This is a genomic window from Bacilliculturomica massiliensis, assembly GCF_900605495.1.
GTDB lineage: Bacteria > Bacillota > Clostridia > Peptostreptococcales > Anaerovoracaceae > Bacilliculturomica > Bacilliculturomica massiliensis.
This window is the reverse complement of sequence record NZ_LR027603.1, coordinates 1-17,786: the sequence shown is the minus strand read 5'-3', so window position 1 is coordinate 17,786 and position 17,786 is coordinate 1. Positions and strand designations below refer to the sequence as shown.

General features: G+C 43.2%; 9 protein-coding genes. 5 read left to right on the top strand and 4 right to left on the bottom strand.

Features of this window, described 5'->3' with window-relative positions:
- Positions 1 to 116: 116 nt before the first annotated feature.
- Positions 117 to 1,112, bottom strand: coding sequence for a tyrosine-type recombinase/integrase (locus E0E37_RS09815; RefSeq protein ID WP_130862882.1), 996 nt, complete (start codon positions 1,110 to 1,112; stop codon positions 117 to 119).
- A 200-nt stretch (positions 1,113 to 1,312) separates the two neighbouring features.
- Here E0E37_RS09815 and E0E37_RS09810 point away from each other — a divergent pair, with 200 nt between their 5' ends.
- Entirely contained in the window at positions 1,313 to 1,867 is a 555-nt protein-coding gene (locus E0E37_RS09810) for a TIGR01440 family protein (protein ID WP_130862881.1), read from the top strand.
- A gap of 217 nt (positions 1,868 to 2,084) precedes the next feature.
- The gene (locus E0E37_RS09805) at positions 2,085 to 3,254 is read left to right on the top strand and encodes an S-layer homology domain-containing protein (RefSeq protein WP_130862880.1); all 1,170 of its coding nucleotides are present in this window, start codon (positions 2,085 to 2,087) and stop codon (positions 3,252 to 3,254) included.
- 76 nt (positions 3,255 to 3,330) lie between these two features.
- On the opposite strand, the gene E0E37_RS09800 is transcribed toward E0E37_RS09805, so the two are convergent.
- Complete coding sequence (locus E0E37_RS09800) at positions 3,331 to 5,961, bottom strand: S-layer homology domain-containing protein (protein WP_130862879.1); 2,631 nt, start codon at positions 5,959 to 5,961, stop codon at positions 3,331 to 3,333.
- A 298-nt stretch (positions 5,962 to 6,259) separates the two neighbouring features.
- Between E0E37_RS09800 and E0E37_RS09795 the strand changes: the two genes are divergently transcribed.
- From E0E37_RS09795 to E0E37_RS09785, 3 genes are all read left to right on the top strand, one after another.
- Entirely contained in the window at positions 6,260 to 7,477 is a 1,218-nt protein-coding gene (locus E0E37_RS09795; RefSeq protein ID WP_130862878.1) for an S-layer homology domain-containing protein, read from the top strand.
- Between the two features lie 40 nt (positions 7,478 to 7,517).
- Positions 7,518 to 8,651, top strand: coding sequence for a TolC family protein (locus E0E37_RS09790; RefSeq protein WP_130862877.1), 1,134 nt, complete (start codon positions 7,518 to 7,520; stop codon positions 8,649 to 8,651).
- 346 nt (positions 8,652 to 8,997) lie between these two features.
- A complete protein-coding gene (locus tag E0E37_RS09785) occupies positions 8,998 to 11,970 on the top strand; it encodes an S-layer homology domain-containing protein (RefSeq protein WP_130862876.1) in 2,973 nt (990 codons plus the stop codon).
- 435 nt (positions 11,971 to 12,405) lie between these two features.
- Here E0E37_RS09785 and E0E37_RS09780 read toward each other — a convergent pair whose 3' ends face one another.
- Together E0E37_RS09780 and E0E37_RS09775 are read right to left on the bottom strand one after the other, a co-directional pair.
- The gene (locus E0E37_RS09780) at positions 12,406 to 15,516 is read right to left on the bottom strand and encodes an S-layer homology domain-containing protein (protein WP_130862875.1); all 3,111 of its coding nucleotides are present in this window, start codon (positions 15,514 to 15,516) and stop codon (positions 12,406 to 12,408) included.
- Between the two features lie 346 nt (positions 15,517 to 15,862).
- Positions 15,863 to 17,254, bottom strand: coding sequence for an ATP-binding protein (locus E0E37_RS09775; protein ID WP_165445309.1), 1,392 nt, complete (start codon positions 17,252 to 17,254; stop codon positions 15,863 to 15,865).
- Between the last annotated feature and the right edge of the window lie 532 nt (positions 17,255 to 17,786).

Below are 17,786 nucleotides of genomic sequence, written 5' to 3'. Positions count from 1 at the left end.
ATTTAAGAAAGCCCGCCGCCGGATATTTTTCGGCGGCGGGCTTTTGCTATGTCTTTAAGTCATCTGTAAAGCAAAGCAGGCTACTCCAACTTTAAGCATCCGAAAGAAACAGGCATTTAGAAAGTCAACGTATTGCAAAATGAAAGCTTTTCCCGAGGATGCTTTTTGTTGATAATATGCCGGCAGCTGCTGGCTGACACGTGAAGATAAATTTGTGTGGTGGATATGGAACTGTGTCCGAGAAATTCCTGAATATATTTTATATCGACGCCTTCCTCCAATAAAAGGGTGGCAAAGGTATGACGAAAGGCATGTGGGGTGATGTTTCGCTTGATGCCTGCCAGCCGGGTATATTTAGTTACGATATTGCGCGCTGCCTGAGTGGAGAGTGGGATCCCGTTTTTATTTAAAAAAATATAATCACTGTAGAATTTCATTTTTTTTAAAACTTTGCAATACCGATTTAACGCCTCCAGTACTTCTTTATTTGTAATATAAATATACCGTTCCTTATTTCCCTTACCGATGACCCGAATCGACGATTGTCTCAGGTTCAGATCATTATATTTCAGATTGCACAATTCATGTACGCGCAGCCCTGTAGCGAAGAACATTTCCAACACGGCGATATCTCTTAAGTGGAGCAGTTCAGACGCAGGATGAGTTTCACTGTAGACCGCAGCAAGTATTTTTTTTACCTCCCGGAGGGACATGACCGTGGGCAGAGTAACCGGCATACGCATGCGTAAATGGAGTTTTAAGAAAGGATTATTATCTATTTGTCCTTCTGATTCAAGATAAGATAAAAAACCCTTTAAACAAGCGATTTTTCTTTTTACAGATTTTACACGATAAGAATCGTTCATGATAGATATATAGTGCTGCAAAAGTGAACGATTGATATTTGCCGCATCGGAAATTTCTGGGTACTCATTTCGAATAAATTTTAAAAATTGTGCCATGTCGATGCAGTAAGCTTTCATCGATGCGGCGGCCAGCCGTTTGCTGTGTCGGCAGTATTCAAGATAAGCTGCCATCTGGTCAGTCAGGGGATCGTCTTTCGCAATGTCCAACGGGAAAGTTAAGAGTTGGTTTGTTTCGTTGTTTTTCATAATTTTGACCTTCCTTTACTGTATGATAAATAATGTCTCCTTCTATCCTATCTCAAGAACGTGAATACGTATAGGAATACACAAATAGAAATTCCACATGATCTTCAGATTATACTCTCATAGGAGAAATTTAGATTGCAATACTGGATGTCTTGTTTTCAGAACCATAAGTGTTATAATAAAAAAGGGAGGGATTTACCATGTTTGATGAATTAAAAAAGACCGCTGAGGCGGCAGCCAGGGAATTGATTGAAATAGCAAAGTTGGAGCCGGGAGATCTGATGGTGGTGGGCTGCTCCTCCAGCGAAATCGGTGGTCATAAAATCGGCTCCGATTCGAATGAGGAGATTGCAGGCGCTGTGTTTTCCGGAATTTATGGAGTGGCAAAAGAGAAGAATATCTTTTTGGCTACACAGTGCTGTGAACATTTAAACCGGGCGTTGATCGTCGAGAAGGAAGCTGCAAGGGCCTATGGGCTGGAGATGGTCAACGTGGTTCCGCAGAAAAAGGCCGGCGGTTCGTTTTCTACTGCTGCTTACGCGGTCTTCGATCATCCTGTAGCGGTGGAGGAACTCCACTGTGCGAAAGCCGGAATGGACATAGGCGACACGTTGATCGGAATGCATATGGCAAAGGTTGCTGTTCCGGTACGGTTGAGCATCAAAAGGATCGGGGAGGCGAACCTGGTTTGTGCAAGAGTACGTCCAAAGTTTATCGGCGGCGAGCGGGCTCATTATGATGAAAGTTTAAAATAGCGATCGATTTATTTGCCTGTTACTAGCCATAGCACTATACCGTCGATTGCCTGCAGGCATTGACGGTATATTTGTATCCAATTCGAACTTCGGACCATGCAGTATTACAATCTCTTTAAATATGCTGCCGTCCGGATTCCTTTGTTGAATTTGATGAAAATCCACTATATAATCAAATTGAGCATATTATTTTAAATAATGAAAGGGGAAATCACCAATGAAAAAGACAATATCGTTTGTATTGGTTCTTTTGATGCTTCTCATGGGAAGTTTGTCCGTTTATGCTGCGGAAACAGATCCTGAGGATACATCTCAAGTGCCTTCCGATGTTAAGGGGACTGTATATGAAGCGTCCGTTCGGATGCTGATGGAGAAAGATGTATTATCTGGTTACGCAGACAGCACGTTCCGCCCGAATGCCTCGATGGAACGGGCAGAAGCCTGCGCGATAGTCGTGAAGGCCATGAATCCGCTGGGGGCAGATTTATATACGAGTCAAAACAAAAATACGTTCAGCGACATGGACGGATACGAATGGGCAGAGAAATACGTGAACTATGCTGTAGATAAAGGCGTTGTCAGCGGCGTAGGCAATGATCGCTTCGACCCTGCCGGCCAGGTATCCTACAACGAGATGGCCGCGATGCTGGTTAACGCTGTAGGTTATAAAGCGAAGGATCTGAGTGGATCTTGGCCTGATAATTATGTAAATAAGGCAAAAGAACTGATGATCTTTAATGATGTAACTCTCATAAAAGACGGAAATGTTTCTGCGACTAGAGGCGACGTTGCACTGATGACTGCAGTCGTAGCAGATAAAATAGAAGTGGCGAATAAGAACCGGAACGCGACAATGGTTATGACCACCGATGGCGCAGTAGATAATGGTAAATTAACAAATTCTTCAACCAGAAATTATGGAATGATCCTTGACTCCTCAAGATCGAGCGTGAAGTTTCTCATGGGTGATCGGATCTACGAGCTGCCTACGGACAGCATAGTCTCTATCCCTAAAAAGGATATATATTTAGGTGAAGCAGGAAATCTGTACTGCCTTAAATTGAGCGACGGTATCGTCAAAGGCATATCCACCGACGGCACCGCATTAGGAGCAAAGTATTTTAAAGAGTTGACTCCGAATACCTTCACATCAGTAACGGCACGTGATAAAACATCGGTAGCCACGCAGCTGGGCGATTTTTCTGTCATGGACTCCACCATTTTTTATGTGGCTGAATATGATCAGGCAGGCACGCTTATATCTTATATTCCCGGAACGCTCAGAGATGTGGAAAAAGGATGTAAGATTCGGGCATTTGATCTGACTGATGATAAAAATCAGGCCGCAGATGTAGCTATTATCGTAAAAGCTGCCGATGTAAAATAAAGACACCACCTATTGTAAAGTAATACAACTAAAAAACCGTTGCGTCTTTTGATCGCAACGGTTTTTTTGTGTTAAATCATTTTTTATATACGACAACATGTGTAACGGTGGCAGGGTTATCAACGGAATCTAATTCATAAACATAAATGTATTCATCGTCCTTTGTAAGCGCGTCATTCAGATCCGACGTATCGCCGACTACCCATTCATCTTCTTTATGATCCCAAGCGTAAATCACGACTTTATCTCCCAGCATCTTGTTGAAGATATCATAATCCTCACTATCAGCGTTCGCCTGAGTGCTGGCGATCTTCAGCCGGCCGTTATCTTCTATAAAAGTAACGCCGCTTCCAGTGATTTTCGTTATGACCTTTTCCTGATCAGCCTTGATCTCTGTCAGGGAATCGATTGTTCCATCCGCCTTCAGCTTTACTTTCTGCAGTGCGCTGGCCGGGCCGACCAGTGATGAATAGTTGTTCTTGGTATGGTAGGTAGCTTTGGTACCATCCATGATCAATTCCACCCCGTAACCCGCGTCGCTGTTGTCAGAGTAGAAATCATTTATTACTGCATAGAGATCATCGCTTGCACTGTTTGATTGAAGCACCATGACACCGATCTGCTCCTTATCGTTGAGAGCGTACACAGCGCTGGTCAGAGTCTTTTTTAAGAGACGGGTTTTGGTAGTCGTGGAATAATCCTTTTCAACCACATATTTGCTGCCGTCACTGTCCACATGGTCCGCAATAAATAATACGGCATCAGCAGAAATTGCATGACCATCCAGTGCGCCCTGCGCTGTGACTTTCATCGATGTGACCAACTTCATCTTAGCCGCCGGAACCACTTCGAGCACATTGATTTTTCCCTGAGTATTCAGATCATATTTGACAACTGTATTTTTACCTAATTCAGCATTTATAGTGCCGGCTGTCACATAAGACACTTTCCCGTTTCCAGTACTCTCTGCAAGGTAATTGCCGTCAACCAATGCTTTCGCATCCAGATCAAATACTTTTTCGGTTCCAGCGGAAGTATAGAGCTTGATCTGTGGATCCTCAGCATCAATGCTGGAGCTTGCATTGTCTCCCAATGAAATTGCGATCACGATCCCGTAAGTATCCTTTGAAGTCGTACCGGAACGTTCAGCTTTAAAGACTTTTCCACTGTATGTCAAAGTCAGTTTCACCGTATTGCCTACTTTAATCTCATCTTTAAATGCGCTGCCATCATACATTTCATACTCTTTACCATCAATTGTGACCTTTTCCTTATCGCCGCTGAGTTTGGAGACCGGACCGGTGATCACTTGTGTGCCCACAGCCAATTTCTTCACATAGTTGTCGGAATCAACGGAGTAGGTCAGAACATTGCCAGTCTTAATCGCACTCAAAGTAGGAACTCCGGCAAGCGAAAATTCATTCATATCGATCTTGTCATAATCATCTAAATAAAACTTGACCGTTGTGTTTATCTTTTTCCCGTTCTTAATATTATTAACGATCGTAGCCGTAGCCTCTGCCGTAATAGAATCCCATTTGCTTACCGAATAGATCTTTCTGATTTGTCGTCCCGATACCTCGGCGGCTAACGTGTACTCATCCTCCATAACCAATTGAGTCAGAGGAACGCCAATAGTCGGCGTAAATCCCCCCTGCTCAAATAAATAGACCTGATCCGGGCGATAAGCACTTCCTGCAAGGCTGTATGTCTCTGAATCCGTTTTGAATTTATTATAAGAATCCTGAAACTTTCCAGTGAGGAAAATGCTTTTCTCTTCCTTGATACCAATGATATCGCCATCGGAATTCTGATATGCTGATACACAAGCTCCCTGATAATCTTTCAGGTTGATCAGACTGTCTTCGTTGCCGCGGACTATAAACTCCGGCAGCATTACGATTCCCAAACGTACCATCATCGTGTCGGGGGCCAGGGTACCCGGAGCTGCATTTGCATCTGTAATTCCTTTTTTATAGACACTGGTGATTTCAAAAACACCTTTTCTCACATTTCCAATATATTGATCCAATGTCTGATACAGCATGATGGCACAATCGCCGCGGTTAGCGCCTGACGCCCCTGATTGAATATCTTTTAAAATTCCCAGATCTTGGGCTTTTGAAACATAATTCAGCGGCCAATTGTCGGTCAGAACGGCATCAGTATATCCCAGGGCCTTTACGAGCATTGTAACAGCCTCGTCATAGGATACCGTAGTGTCCGGATCAAAGATCGTTGCGGACCTTCCAGAAATTACTCCGATACTGTTTGCATAGGTAATATAGTTTTCTGCCCAATGCCCCTTTGTATCGGTGAACAGACTCCTGCCTCCGTCATAACCATCCATTCCTAATGCCTTTACGATGAGAGAAGCCATTTCCGCACGTGTAACCACTGCACTGGGACGAAAGGTTCCATCACTGTAGCCACTGATTACCTTCAGGTTTGACAGCACTTTCACCGCCTCCTCACAAGGAAGCCCTGAAATATCAGAAAAAACCTTAGATTTTGCAGATGCCGATATATCCACCGATGGCCCGGTCGCCGCAACGGACGTTCCTGTTGTAGAAGTATTCGATGGGGTTGCTGCATAGAAAACACGCGAGCCAGAATATCCGGATGAATCAGCTGCCCAAACTGCCGAACCTCCAAAGCAGCTGAGCACCATTGACAGTGTCAGTAAAAAAGCCAGTACCTTATTCATATTCTAATCCTCCTGTAATTTATGTAACACACAACATCTACACTTCCCTTTTGAGCTGCACTTATGGTTTAATTCTACATCATGCGACATGATTATGCAATTTGAAACAGGCGTTACCATTGTCAACGTTTTGTTTAATTCCCATCTGTATCCCGACTCAAATAAAAAAAAGTATTACAAAACAGTTAAGAATACTTCTGCTAAGGAATCATTTATTGAACTCGCCCCCTTTTCCCTATATAATTAAAATGTGCTGGTCAATATTAAATCGGCTAAAATAGAAAGGGGAAATGAAGAAATGAGGAAAACGTTATCGTTTATATTGGTATCGATGCTTCTCGTTACCGGAAGCATCAGTGCTTTTGCTGCAGATACGACAATACCCTCTGATGTCCTGGGAACAAAGTACGAGACTGCGGTTAAAAAGCTGGTTGAAAAAGAAATCGTAAAGGGCTATTCCGACGGCACTTTCAGACCGGAACAGCCTATCGACCGCGCGGAGGTCTGCTCGATCATCGTAAATGCAATTGATCCCTCCGACGCTGAGCTGAATGCTGCAAAATCCGCGTTCAGCGATATGAAGGAATATGGGTGGGCGGAGCGATTTGTTAATTATGCAGCTGAAAAGGGGGTAGTCAGCGGCTATGGCGATGGTATATTTAAGCCGTCGAACAATGTGACATACAATGAGATCGCCACGATGTTAGTAAAAGCAATGGGTTATTCGGATAAAGATCTATCGGGGACTTATCCGGCAAGTTATGTTGCGAAAGCACAGGAACTTGGAATATTAAAAGATGTACCCATTGGAGAAAATGGGGATAACGCCGCAACCAGAGGCGATGTAGCCATGATGGTGTCTGCAGTGTCAGAACAAATTTATGACAAGTACCATTCTGAGAGTCCCGAGGGCAATGGAAGCGATGATAAACCCACCACCGGTAGTTCCGTCACACCATCAGACAATGACGCTGCAATTTTTAAAGATGCAGGCGGAGCTTTTGGGATGATCAATGGCTATTCTAAGGTGGTAGACAAAGATGGAAGCAACGTAGTTCAGATCGAGTTCCTTATGAATGGCGAAACCTATAAACTGAACACTGATAAGACTGATCTCTCCGATCCGATCAAATACGACGGGTCACTTTATTATATTAAATTTAATATGGATAAGACGGTAAAAGACATCTATCAGAATCCGAATGAGGGTAGACCAAAGCATTATGCAGTTCTGGCCGGATCGGGCGACTGGGCGGATGTGTCGGATCGTTCTAAGAGAGTGCTTACTGTAACAGAAGCAGGAGCATCTGACTCAAAGGAACTCACGATTTTGAACGATGCAGTATATTATAAAGCTACATTTGACGGAGGGTCAATCGACGGTTACGAAAAAGGCAGTCTTAGCGATATCGATGCAGGAGCAAAGATACGGGCTTATGATGTGACCGATGATAAATCTGCGGTCGCCGATGTCGTTGTCTATGTTACCAAACGCGACGCAGAAAAATATTTGTAATGGACACTATCCAATTTAAAAGAAAAGAGGAACGCGGAGAATGAAAAGGAAACTTATCAGTATTGCTCTGTGCGGGGTAATGTTGCTTGCAGGCAGCGTTACGGCCTTCGGAGCAGAAATATCGGGTGCGGCTTCCGGCCCGATCAAATTGTCGCTGGATCAGGCAATAAAGCAAATGCAGACCGAAGGAATTAAAGCACAAACCGCCGAAATCAAGAGACAGGAAGATAAAGCGGCAACAGAGAAATACTCAGAGACGGCTAAAAATTTGAAGAGAATTCTCGAAGGCAACAACGAAAGCAGCAGTGTGCTGGAACAGAAAATAAACAAATTGAATCAGGCCTACGCTCAAGCGAACATGGACAAGAACTATCAGGCAGATATGAACGCAATTGAGAAAGAGACCGTGCAGCTTTATTATGGCGTACTGCAGGCGCAGGATGGCGTGAAAGCGGCACAGGATAATTTAACGGTTCAAAACAACCTGCTGGAAAATGTTCAGAAAAAGTTTAGTGCAGGTGTCGCAGCAAAAAAAGAAGTAATGTCCCAGGAAACATCCGTAGTGGGGGCGAAAAGCAGCCTGAAAACGGCTGAAGTAAAATTGGCCGAAGCTAAAATGAGTTTAAATCTTTTGTTGGGATATGATCTGACTCAGGAAGTTATTCTGACGGATACTTTGAAAGAACTCGAATACCCTACCGTGACGCTGGATCAGGCGATCGCCAATGCAAAAGCAAACAGCATGGATGTGGCATACGCGCAGCTGTACGCCGACATTCAGAAAGCTACACTTGACAGTATGAAATATACTATCTCCACTGCGTCTTCCACCTACAAAAAACAGCAGCTGGGTTATGATAGTGCATTACAGTCGGTTAAAAATGCACCCATATATCTTGAGATGAACGTGAGAAACCAGTACAATGCGTTGGAGGAAAAACGGCTTGCAATTGAAGCTGCGAGAGCAAACTGTGACTTTTCAAAAGAAAATGTTCGCTTGACTCAGATCTCCTACGACGCGGGCATAGCGATTTTGGACGATGTACAGGGTGCACAGTTAAAAGCCTTCAATGATGATATGATGTTGGCGGCAGCGATCACGGATTATGATCTTGCTGTTTACGAATTGGGGTACACCCAGGGCGCCGGCACAGAGAGAAAAGATTTACCTTAATAGTTTGATCCATAACAGGGTATTGCACATGTAATACCCTGTTTTTTTGTGAATAACGTTTTAGCGACAACACCTTTTTTCTTAAAAGGTGCTTAATCCGTTTTTATTTTTGAATATTTATGCATTCAATATTACCATTTAATTCTAAAAATCTTTCTTGATTTTCATTTGTTATTTCTCCTCCCATCAAATAATAAAAAAATTGAAATCTGTTGAAATTCCAACAATTATATTGAATCTCAGCCGCTTGAATAATGTCAAATTATCTTCAGAAGGGGAGGATGATTTGAGCAAACCAAAACGAATAAACTCCCCTTCGAAGAATTTCTAAAGGAGGAATTTCAAAATGAGAAAAGTACTTTCATTTGTGCTGGTACTGTCTCTGGTTCTGGGAAGCTTCGGAATGGCTTTTGCGGCTGAAACCACCACGCCGGTCAAGAAAACCTTGACTGACATCGATGGTCTGGCCTGCGAAGACGCCGTACGCGTGCTGACCAGCCTGGACGTAGTTTCCGGATATGAAGACGGAACCTACAAGCCGGAGCAGACAGTAACGAGAGCGGAGATGGCGTCTCTGATCATCAAAGCTCTGGGACTGAAGCAGACTGACGCTGTGCCGAAGTTTGCAGACAGCAAGACCCACTGGGCGAAGGGATATATCGCTTATGCCAACACGCTGGGAATCATCAGCGGCAGAAGCGAGACCGTATTTGATCCCGACGCGACCGTAACCTATGACGAAGCCACCACCATGCTGATCAAAGCTCTGGGCTACACGGACGAGGCTCTGAACGGAACGTATCCGGCCAGCTTCGTATCCAGAGCGAAGGTTTTGGGCATTCTGGACGGAATCCAGACCGGAACTGCCGGAGCCAACAGAGGCGACGTAGCGATCATGCTGTATCAGACTCTGGACCAGGCCATCGGTAAGGTTGACAAGGATGGAAACTTCGTTGCGACTGTAATCGAGTGGGAAAAGAACGGCGGAAACGCCACTCAGGCGAAGAAGTATGACACCATGCTGGATCGTCTGGGCGCTGAAATGTATGAAGCAAAGAATGCATACAAGAAGACTGAAGTTGATGATGAAGCTTTTGTAATCACAGCTGAGGAAGACGCTCTGATCAACCTGACTCCGTACAGAGGAGCGGTTGTTAGCGCTTATGCAAATAGTGATGATGAAATTATCGCAATCAAAGAAGTATTTACTACTTTTGTAGCCGGAACGTTCGGGGATGACAACTTTGATACGGATACTGTCTTCACACTGGCTGACGGAACTGAATACACCATGAAGTCCGATGCTCTCCTTGACCTCAAAGAAGACATCATAGAATTCCTTAACGGAGATGAAAAGACTGTTGGGACGATTGCTAAAGAAACACAGTATACCCTGGCTGTCGAATTGTCTGGTAAGAAAATTACAGATATCCACTCCGTTTTAAAGTGGGATATCAAAAATGGTGATATGGTTGACGCTGATGATATCAGCGATATCAAAACCAACAATAAGCTTCTGGGCGTAAGCTTCCCCGAAGATAATAATGGCGATATTGATCTGGATGCATTCGAGCTGATTGGCGTTGATTCTCTGGACAAAATCGAAAAGGATGACGTTGTTTATGTATATGCCAATGACGATGAGGAAATTGCTAGAGTAGCTGTAGGTCAGAACACCGTTAAGGGAGAAGTGACCAAAATGAACAGCAGCAGAAGCAAGATCACGATCGACGGTACGCAATATAAGTATGCAAGCAACGAATTGAAAAATAATAGAATTTCTAGTGATGCCGTGCTTGATACAAAGGTAGATACTGGTGATGAAATCGAAATCTATCTGGATGCTTATGGATACATCTATGATTATGACGAGATCTCTGGTCAGGCTGATAATTATGCCGTTGTATTAAAGACCGAAGACAAAGAAGACAACAAGATTTCTTCTTCTGCAAAGATCAAACTGTTCCTGGCTGATGGGACAAACAAAGTGTTTGAAGTTGACGAAGACGAGATTCTGGACGGCGGAATCATCGGAAGTGACGATAAAGAAGCCGTAACAACATCTGCATTGAATCCGACTCCGGGTGCGTGGAATACAAATACCATTAAACCGGGAACGCTTATCAAGTACGGTGTTGATAAGAGTGGCGTAATTACAGATATCAGAGCTCAGGCGAGTGTTCCTGGTGGAAATACCGGTGTTGCCAACGTCACTGATAATGCGATTGACGTTATCGATAACATGGCTGCTTCCAAAAAAGCTAACATCACAGAAAAAGGTTATTATGATGGCGCCAGCATTGCTTCTGACGCTGTAATCTTCAACTTTGACGGAGATAATTTTGTATTAGGCAGCGACATGGACGACGCCGATGATTACGGTGTTGCCAGCTATGAAAAAATCCTCGATAAAGATGATGTAAGAGCTTTGTATGTGTACGACAATGACGATAAAGAAATTGTGGCCATGGTTGTCTTTGATGTAACATCCTCTGATGACATCTACGGTGTTGTTGTAGGATCCGGTAAGAACAATTCTGATGCCGGTGCGTATTTCGATATGCTGATCGATGGTGCAGGAGTCAACAAGAATGGCGATAAGTCAGATGTTGGCCGCAATAAGTATAAGGATCTGAGCTTGATCAAATATGATACTGATGGCGATGTCAAATCCTTCACCAGTTGGAGTGCCGGAACTGGATTTGCAACTGGAGACAAACAGATCAGAGCTGAGTTGACTACTGTTGATACTGCTAAGAAACCGACTCTGAATAACAGAACCTTCAGTTACAATGATCCTTTGAGCTATACAACTGCTGGAGCAGTAACATCTATCCCCAACAGTATTACTATTGACAGAGACGCATACATCTATGTATGGGATAGAGTTGATGAGGAATGGCAGTTAGGCAGTACCAGCGATCTGAGAAATCTGAAGGATGGGTCTAAGGTAATCTTCTATGATGTTCAGGATGAAGATGGCATTTATGATATCATCCTCATCGATGAAACCGGGACGTCTGGTTCCACACCGACTCCTGCTCCGTCCAGCAAGGAAATTACTGTAACCACTACTGGTGCTTTCAATTGCACAGGTGCGACGATTACTCTGCCGAGCGGTGCTTCCTTTGTTAAGTCTGTGATGACGTTTAATGGAGTTCAGTTAGCGAATGCCGATTACGATTTGAGCGCAAGCTACGTGCTGAAGCTGACAGAAACTGGTCTGACAAAGACTGGAATTGCGGTTGGACAGAGCGGTACTATTACGGTAGTGTTCGACAACGATGCGAAGATCACCGTTAAGGTAAATCATATCTAAAATAACTAGTACAAAAGAGTTTGTTCAATAGGCTCTTGGACTGTAAACAAAATTCCCTGACGACATTTTTCTGTGTTCGTCAGGGAATTTGTTTATTGATGATAAAACTACATAAGGGCATAGCCAGATCTCGGTATCTGGCCTTATCTGTATTATACTGCTCTACTTTTGCATATCAATAAAACCTGAAAAGTCAAGTGTTTTTATACGCGCCGGTTTTCCAGTCTTAACAAGATTTCAAATACAAGCGTTACCTTACCACCGTTACTTTAACGCTGGTATAAGCTTCACCGCTTGCAGTTGCGGTAATAACCTTTACATATGCAAGAAAACACGTCTCGGTACACTGTTAATGTAATCCGAGACGTGTTTTTTACTCTAAAGTCTTACGTTGTTAATCACAAGGTTCGTACGAACCCTGACGTTTTACTGGACTTATAACGATAAGTTATAGGTGATTATCAATTTGTTTCCATCTCTCTTATAAGTGGTAACCGTATCACCATTTACAGTGAGAGTCATCGCCTTTGCAAAGTTTTCATTAACATCAGGTGTAACCGTAATCGTCACAACATAATCATTCGAACTATTGATCTTTGCATTGGCGTTTAATTCGGACGTAGAACCTGCTCTTGAAACTGTTGCGCTTAAAGCACTTACACTTGTAATGCTATTGCCTGCAACGTCACTCTTGATTGCGCCAACAGTCGTTGTATCCGGCGTCAAATCGAAGGTAATCGCCATTGAGGAAACATTTCCGTATGTCACAGAACCAGTATTGGTGCCAGTAGTAGCTCCGGATGATTTCTCCCAAATCAGAACGACGTCAAACACGCCATCTTCATCAACAACATCGTAGAAGGTCACGATATCGCCGTTTGAAGTACCATTATTCAGGCTCCTCAGATCGCTGGTGCTTCCAAGCTGCCACTCACCATCTTTGTAGCTGTACTTGTAAACGTAAGCATCTCTGTCCAGTGTAACCTCGTCAGTAATCTTTCCTGCCGCAGATGTATTGTTGGAGAACCCAGCTGCGGTTACGGTATCGAAAGCAACGCTGGCTTTAAATACTCTGCTGTTCAGTGTAGCAGTTCTGCCACCGCTCATATTGATCTGAGCCTTCAACACTTTGTCGCCAGAGGTATACCAGTCTTCAAAGCTGCTAATATCTCCGTCAGCATCAAACTTCACTCTGTACAGAGCGTCGTTTCCGCTTCTTCCGCCACCATTGTTATAGCCCTTACCTACAAGTGTATCTTTACCATTGTAGGTAACAGGTTTGCCATCGATCAGCATATCGAATTCACCCTCAGAATCACTGGTGTTGTATTTGTTTCCAACTACTACGCCATATACGTCGGTTCCGGAGGATACGTCGAACAGCAACATCGCAGTGATTTCTTTATCATCTTTATCATAGACGTAGAATGCTGTTACATTTTCGCTGTCCAGAATATTGTCATACTTAGCTACGGAATAATTGTCATCATCTGTCAAGTCTCCGCCGATCGCGCTGGTGGTAGCGTAATCATAGTTAAAGATAACTGCATCTTTACCGATTTCCTGACCACCATAGTAGCCCTTAGCTGTGATGTCTTCACCAGATGCAGTTCTCACATCAAGACCATTGTCTGTTGTGTTATAGGCACCCTTAGCTTCGATGTCAGTAATGGTACCGCTCTTGTCTACGCCATACTTAATGATGGAACCTGCGGTAATGGTAGTGTTATTCCAATGGCCATCTGTTCCAGCTGCGCTAGCACCCTTGGTACCGTCAGACTTTACAGTATCACTATCGGTGCTGTCAATAATTCCGGCATCTAAAATTTCGTCTTCATCTACATCAAACACTTTGGCCGTTCCGTCAGCAAGGAACAGTTTAATCTTTGCTCCGGAGGAAATCTTGTTTCCATCTTTATTCTCGGTTTCGAGAACGATCGCGTAGTTATCTGCCTGCCCAGAAATTTCATCATAGTCGAAGATATAACCATAAGCATCTAAATACAGTTTTACTTCGTCGCCTGCTTCAATTTTTCCGGCAGCAACTGCATCGTTAACAATTTTGTTGCCATCGAGTTCAACTGATGCGTACTTATAGGTCTTTCCATCAATCGTGATTTTGGTTTTTGCAGCATTGGTCTTCGTAACCTCGCCGGAAATGGTTTCGGTTCCTACGGCAATTCTCTCGATTTCTTTGTCATTGTTGTCGTATACATAAACAACATTGTCTTTCGCGATCTTATCCAGAGACTCTACTCCCAGCAATTCAAATTCGTCCAGATCGATATCTCCGTTGTTGTCTTCTGTAAAATCAACACCCAACAGCTTGTGGTTTGCGTCAATGTCCTTGATGTCATCTGCGTCAACCTGTGTTCCATCCTTCATGGCCCACTGCTGGATTGCATAAATGTTTTCGATCTTCTTTCCTGAAAGTTCTACAGAAAGCGTAAAGGCAGTACGGGTCTGATCGTCCGCATTATTGTGAGTCTGCAGATAGGCCAGCAGTGTTCCGGATTGACCATCCAGTTTGGTATCATCTCCGTTGAGGAAAGTGACGACATCATATTTGCTGCCACCATCAAGATCCGTCAGGGCATCCTTTTTCATGGTATATTCGGCGCCATCAGACAGAATAAACGGTGTATCGGTATCGAAGTCAGCATTGTCGAAGTTACCACTAATAAATGTGGTAAAAACTTCTTTGATTGCAATGATATCATCATCGCTGTTTGCATAAGCGCTTACCAGTGCACCTCTGTACGGTGTCAAATTGATCAGGGAGTCCTCGTCGCCGATGATCATGAAGGCTTCATCGTCAACGTCCGCATATTTAGAGTCGCCATCTACGATGTCAGCGCCCAGACGATCCAGCATGGTGTCATACTTTTTCGCATCTGTAGCATTCCCACCGTTCTTGCTCCACTCGATTACGGTTGCAACAAAGTTTCCATCTTTGTCGACCTTACCGATAGCCTGATCCAGAGTCTGATACAGCATGATCGCGATATCGCCTCTGTTGGCACCGGCAGTTCCGGTCTGGATCCCATCCAGAATGCCCAGGACCTTCGCTCTGGATACGAAGCTGGCCGGATAGGTTCCAACCAACGATTCGTCCGTGTAGCCCAAAGCCTTGATCAGCATGGTGGTCGCCTCGTCATAGGTTACCGTTGCGTCGGGATCGAACACGGTCTCGCTTCTGCCGCTGATGATGCCCAGCGTGTTGGCATAAGCGATGTATCCCTTCGCCCAGTGGGTCCTGCTGTCCGCAAATTTCGGTACAGCATCGGTCTCTTTCAGTCCCAGAGCCTTGATGATCAGAGACGCCATCTCCGCTCTCGTTACTGTCTGCTCCGGCTTGTAGGTTCCGTCTTCATAACCGGAAACTACGTCCAGGCTGGTCAACACACGGACTGCATCCTCGCAGTCCTGGCCATTAATATCGCTCAAGCTTAAGGTGCTCGGCGTAGTGGCCGTTGCTGCGAAGCACATTCCAAAGCTTCCCAGAACCAGAGACAGTACCAGCACAAATGAAAGTACTTTTCTCATTTTGAAATTCCTCCTTTAGAATTCTTCGAAGGGGAGTTTATTCGTTTTGGTTTGCTCAAATCATCCTCCCCTTCTGAAGATAATTTGACATTATTCAAGTTGTTGTAAACGGCTGTAATGGTTGAATTCCATGGACTTATTGTGATTAATAATGATGTGATGCAATTTGAATAACAAACAGATTCGAGACAAAAACAAAAGAATAAGTATACGTTTATCAAAGGTTAAATGTATACTTATACATGTTTGAAAGGTTAGTTCATGTTATAAATCAACCGTTATAGAATGGAGAAATTAAAAGTAACGAGCAGTCGATTAGTCTGCTCGTTGCTTTGATTGATTTCGGTTAACATAATTTAAATTCTAAGGTATCCGTATCTAATATCAATACATTCCCTAATTTTTTTCCGTATTCCAGCAGGGAGGTTTTATATCCGGATTTAGAACACAACAGATAATACTTTTTCCCCTGGGGAAACATATCCGCCTTTTCTATCAAGTTCAGCAGGATTGGTAAGTCGACCGGCGCATTTCGCCACTTGCATTCTCCCACAAGCAATGTATCATCGGCATCTTTTGCCATGATATCGATCTCTATCTCCTGCCTTTTTTTCGGATGATTGCCCCACCATCTTCCAATTTGAAGAAATAAAGTGGGAAGCAATTCTTCTGCGTTTGCCTGCGCCAGCAAGTCAATGCAAATATCCTCATACGTATGCCCCATGTAGTTTGATAAATCGGGCTGAATGATCCTGTCGTACATCAACTCATATTTCCCTTGTTCAATTAAAAGATTTCCCTCGCTCATAAATCGGAACCAGAAGGAAAACAAGTTGTCTTGAAGCTTGTAAATCGCTTTTCTTGCTGTTTTAGGACTGCCGAGAGGCAGCTCCTTCTTCACAATACCCAGTTGAATCAGCGCGTGAAGCTGTGCGCCGCAGTCTACCCCCACCTTTGTACAGATTTCATTATACCGGCTGCTTCCTCTGGCAATGCTTTCAATGATCGAAAAGTAAAGGGCCGGGTCCCTGAGCTCTTGCTTTAATGCAAACAAGGGTTCATTGTGAAGAAGCCCTCCTTTTGCGACGACAGTATCAATTATATTCTCTTTTAATGATAATACATCGTCAAACTGAGCCAGATACATTGGCATTCCACCAAGTACGCCGTAGGCCTGCATCATTTGGATCGAATCGTATCCGGGAAGCATTTCAGCGGCTTCTTTATAGTGAAATGGATCAAGTTTAAATTCAGCAGTACGCCGTCCGTAAAGCGGACTTTGATAACCAAGAACTTCACTTTCCATAAAACTCACATAAGAACCGCACAGAACCAGGTATAGTTTCGTATGAAGCAAAAGTTGGTCGATCAGATTCTGTAATTGTGAGATTAAAGCTTTATTTTGTTGAGCCCAGTATTGAAATTCATCAATAATCAAAATAAGCCGTTCATCAGCGGCTCTTTCAGCCAGATAACGGATAGCTTGTTCAAAGCTATCAAATTTCTGAAATAAATTGCTGGGACAGACCGCAAGTATTTCTGCAGAAAATTTTTCAAGCAGTAATTTTTCATTATATTGTTCCGCTGCGAAGTAAATCGCTTTCTTATCTCTAATAAACTCTGTAAGCAAAAATGTTTTGCCCACACGCCGCCTTCCATACATAACGACAAATTGAAACTTATTAGAGCGGTAACGTCGATTCATCTGTTCTAATTCAATTTTTCTTCCAATAAACATGGCATTCCTTTTCTTAAAATATATTAACTTAATTTTATTTAAGTTAATATTATACCGCATCCAAATTTTAGTCAAGGGATATTTAAAAAGGAGAAGTAAAACCTGTGCCGCGAAAATCTCTCCTGCACTACGCCATTATTTAATCTAAAGTAATTTATTCATAAGTAAATAATGCGCTGTATATTTTTGTAATTATTTTATGTGTTTTTCTAACTGATCTCACTAAACAGAAACCATTTAGTGCTGTTTCGCAAAGGCCTCTTTTTGCATTTTTATTCACTGTTTTCCGAATAGTTAATCGCATAAAATGAGACGTTTTATCATTCGCCCAAGTCTATTTAAATCTAACGTAATATATCATAAATCCCTTTGAAATCAACGTATACACGAGTTTTGTCTCTCTGTAATAATGTCAAATTATCTTCAGAAGGGGAGGATGATTTGAGCAAACCAAAACGAATAAACTCCCCTTCGAAGAATTCTAAAGGAGGAATTTCAAAATGAGAAAAGTACTTTCATTTGTGCTGGTACT

What these genes read in the sequence shown, in the direction of transcription:
- E0E37_RS09780 (WP_130862875.1), bottom strand. Translation starts at nt 15,516, where the DNA reads ATGAGAAAAGTACTTTCATTTGTGCTGGTACTGTCTCTGGTTCTGGGA.
- E0E37_RS09815 (WP_130862882.1), bottom strand. Translation starts at nt 1,112, where the DNA reads ATGAAAAACAACGAAACAAACCAACTCTTAACTTTCCCGTTGGACATT.
- E0E37_RS09785 (WP_130862876.1), top strand. Translation starts at nt 8,998, where the DNA reads ATGAGAAAAGTACTTTCATTTGTGCTGGTACTGTCTCTGGTTCTGGGA.
- E0E37_RS09795 (WP_130862878.1), top strand. Translation starts at nt 6,260, where the DNA reads ATGAGGAAAACGTTATCGTTTATATTGGTATCGATGCTTCTCGTTACC.
- E0E37_RS09805 (WP_130862880.1), top strand. Translation starts at nt 2,085, where the DNA reads ATGAAAAAGACAATATCGTTTGTATTGGTTCTTTTGATGCTTCTCATG.
- E0E37_RS09800 (WP_130862879.1), bottom strand. Translation starts at nt 5,961, where the DNA reads ATGAATAAGGTACTGGCTTTTTTACTGACACTGTCAATGGTGCTCAGC.
- E0E37_RS09790 (WP_130862877.1), top strand. Translation starts at nt 7,518, where the DNA reads ATGAAAAGGAAACTTATCAGTATTGCTCTGTGCGGGGTAATGTTGCTT.
- E0E37_RS09810 (WP_130862881.1), top strand. Translation starts at nt 1,313, where the DNA reads ATGTTTGATGAATTAAAAAAGACCGCTGAGGCGGCAGCCAGGGAATTG.
- E0E37_RS09775 (WP_165445309.1), bottom strand. Translation starts at nt 17,254, where the DNA reads ATGTTTATTGGAAGAAAAATTGAATTAGAACAGATGAATCGACGTTAC.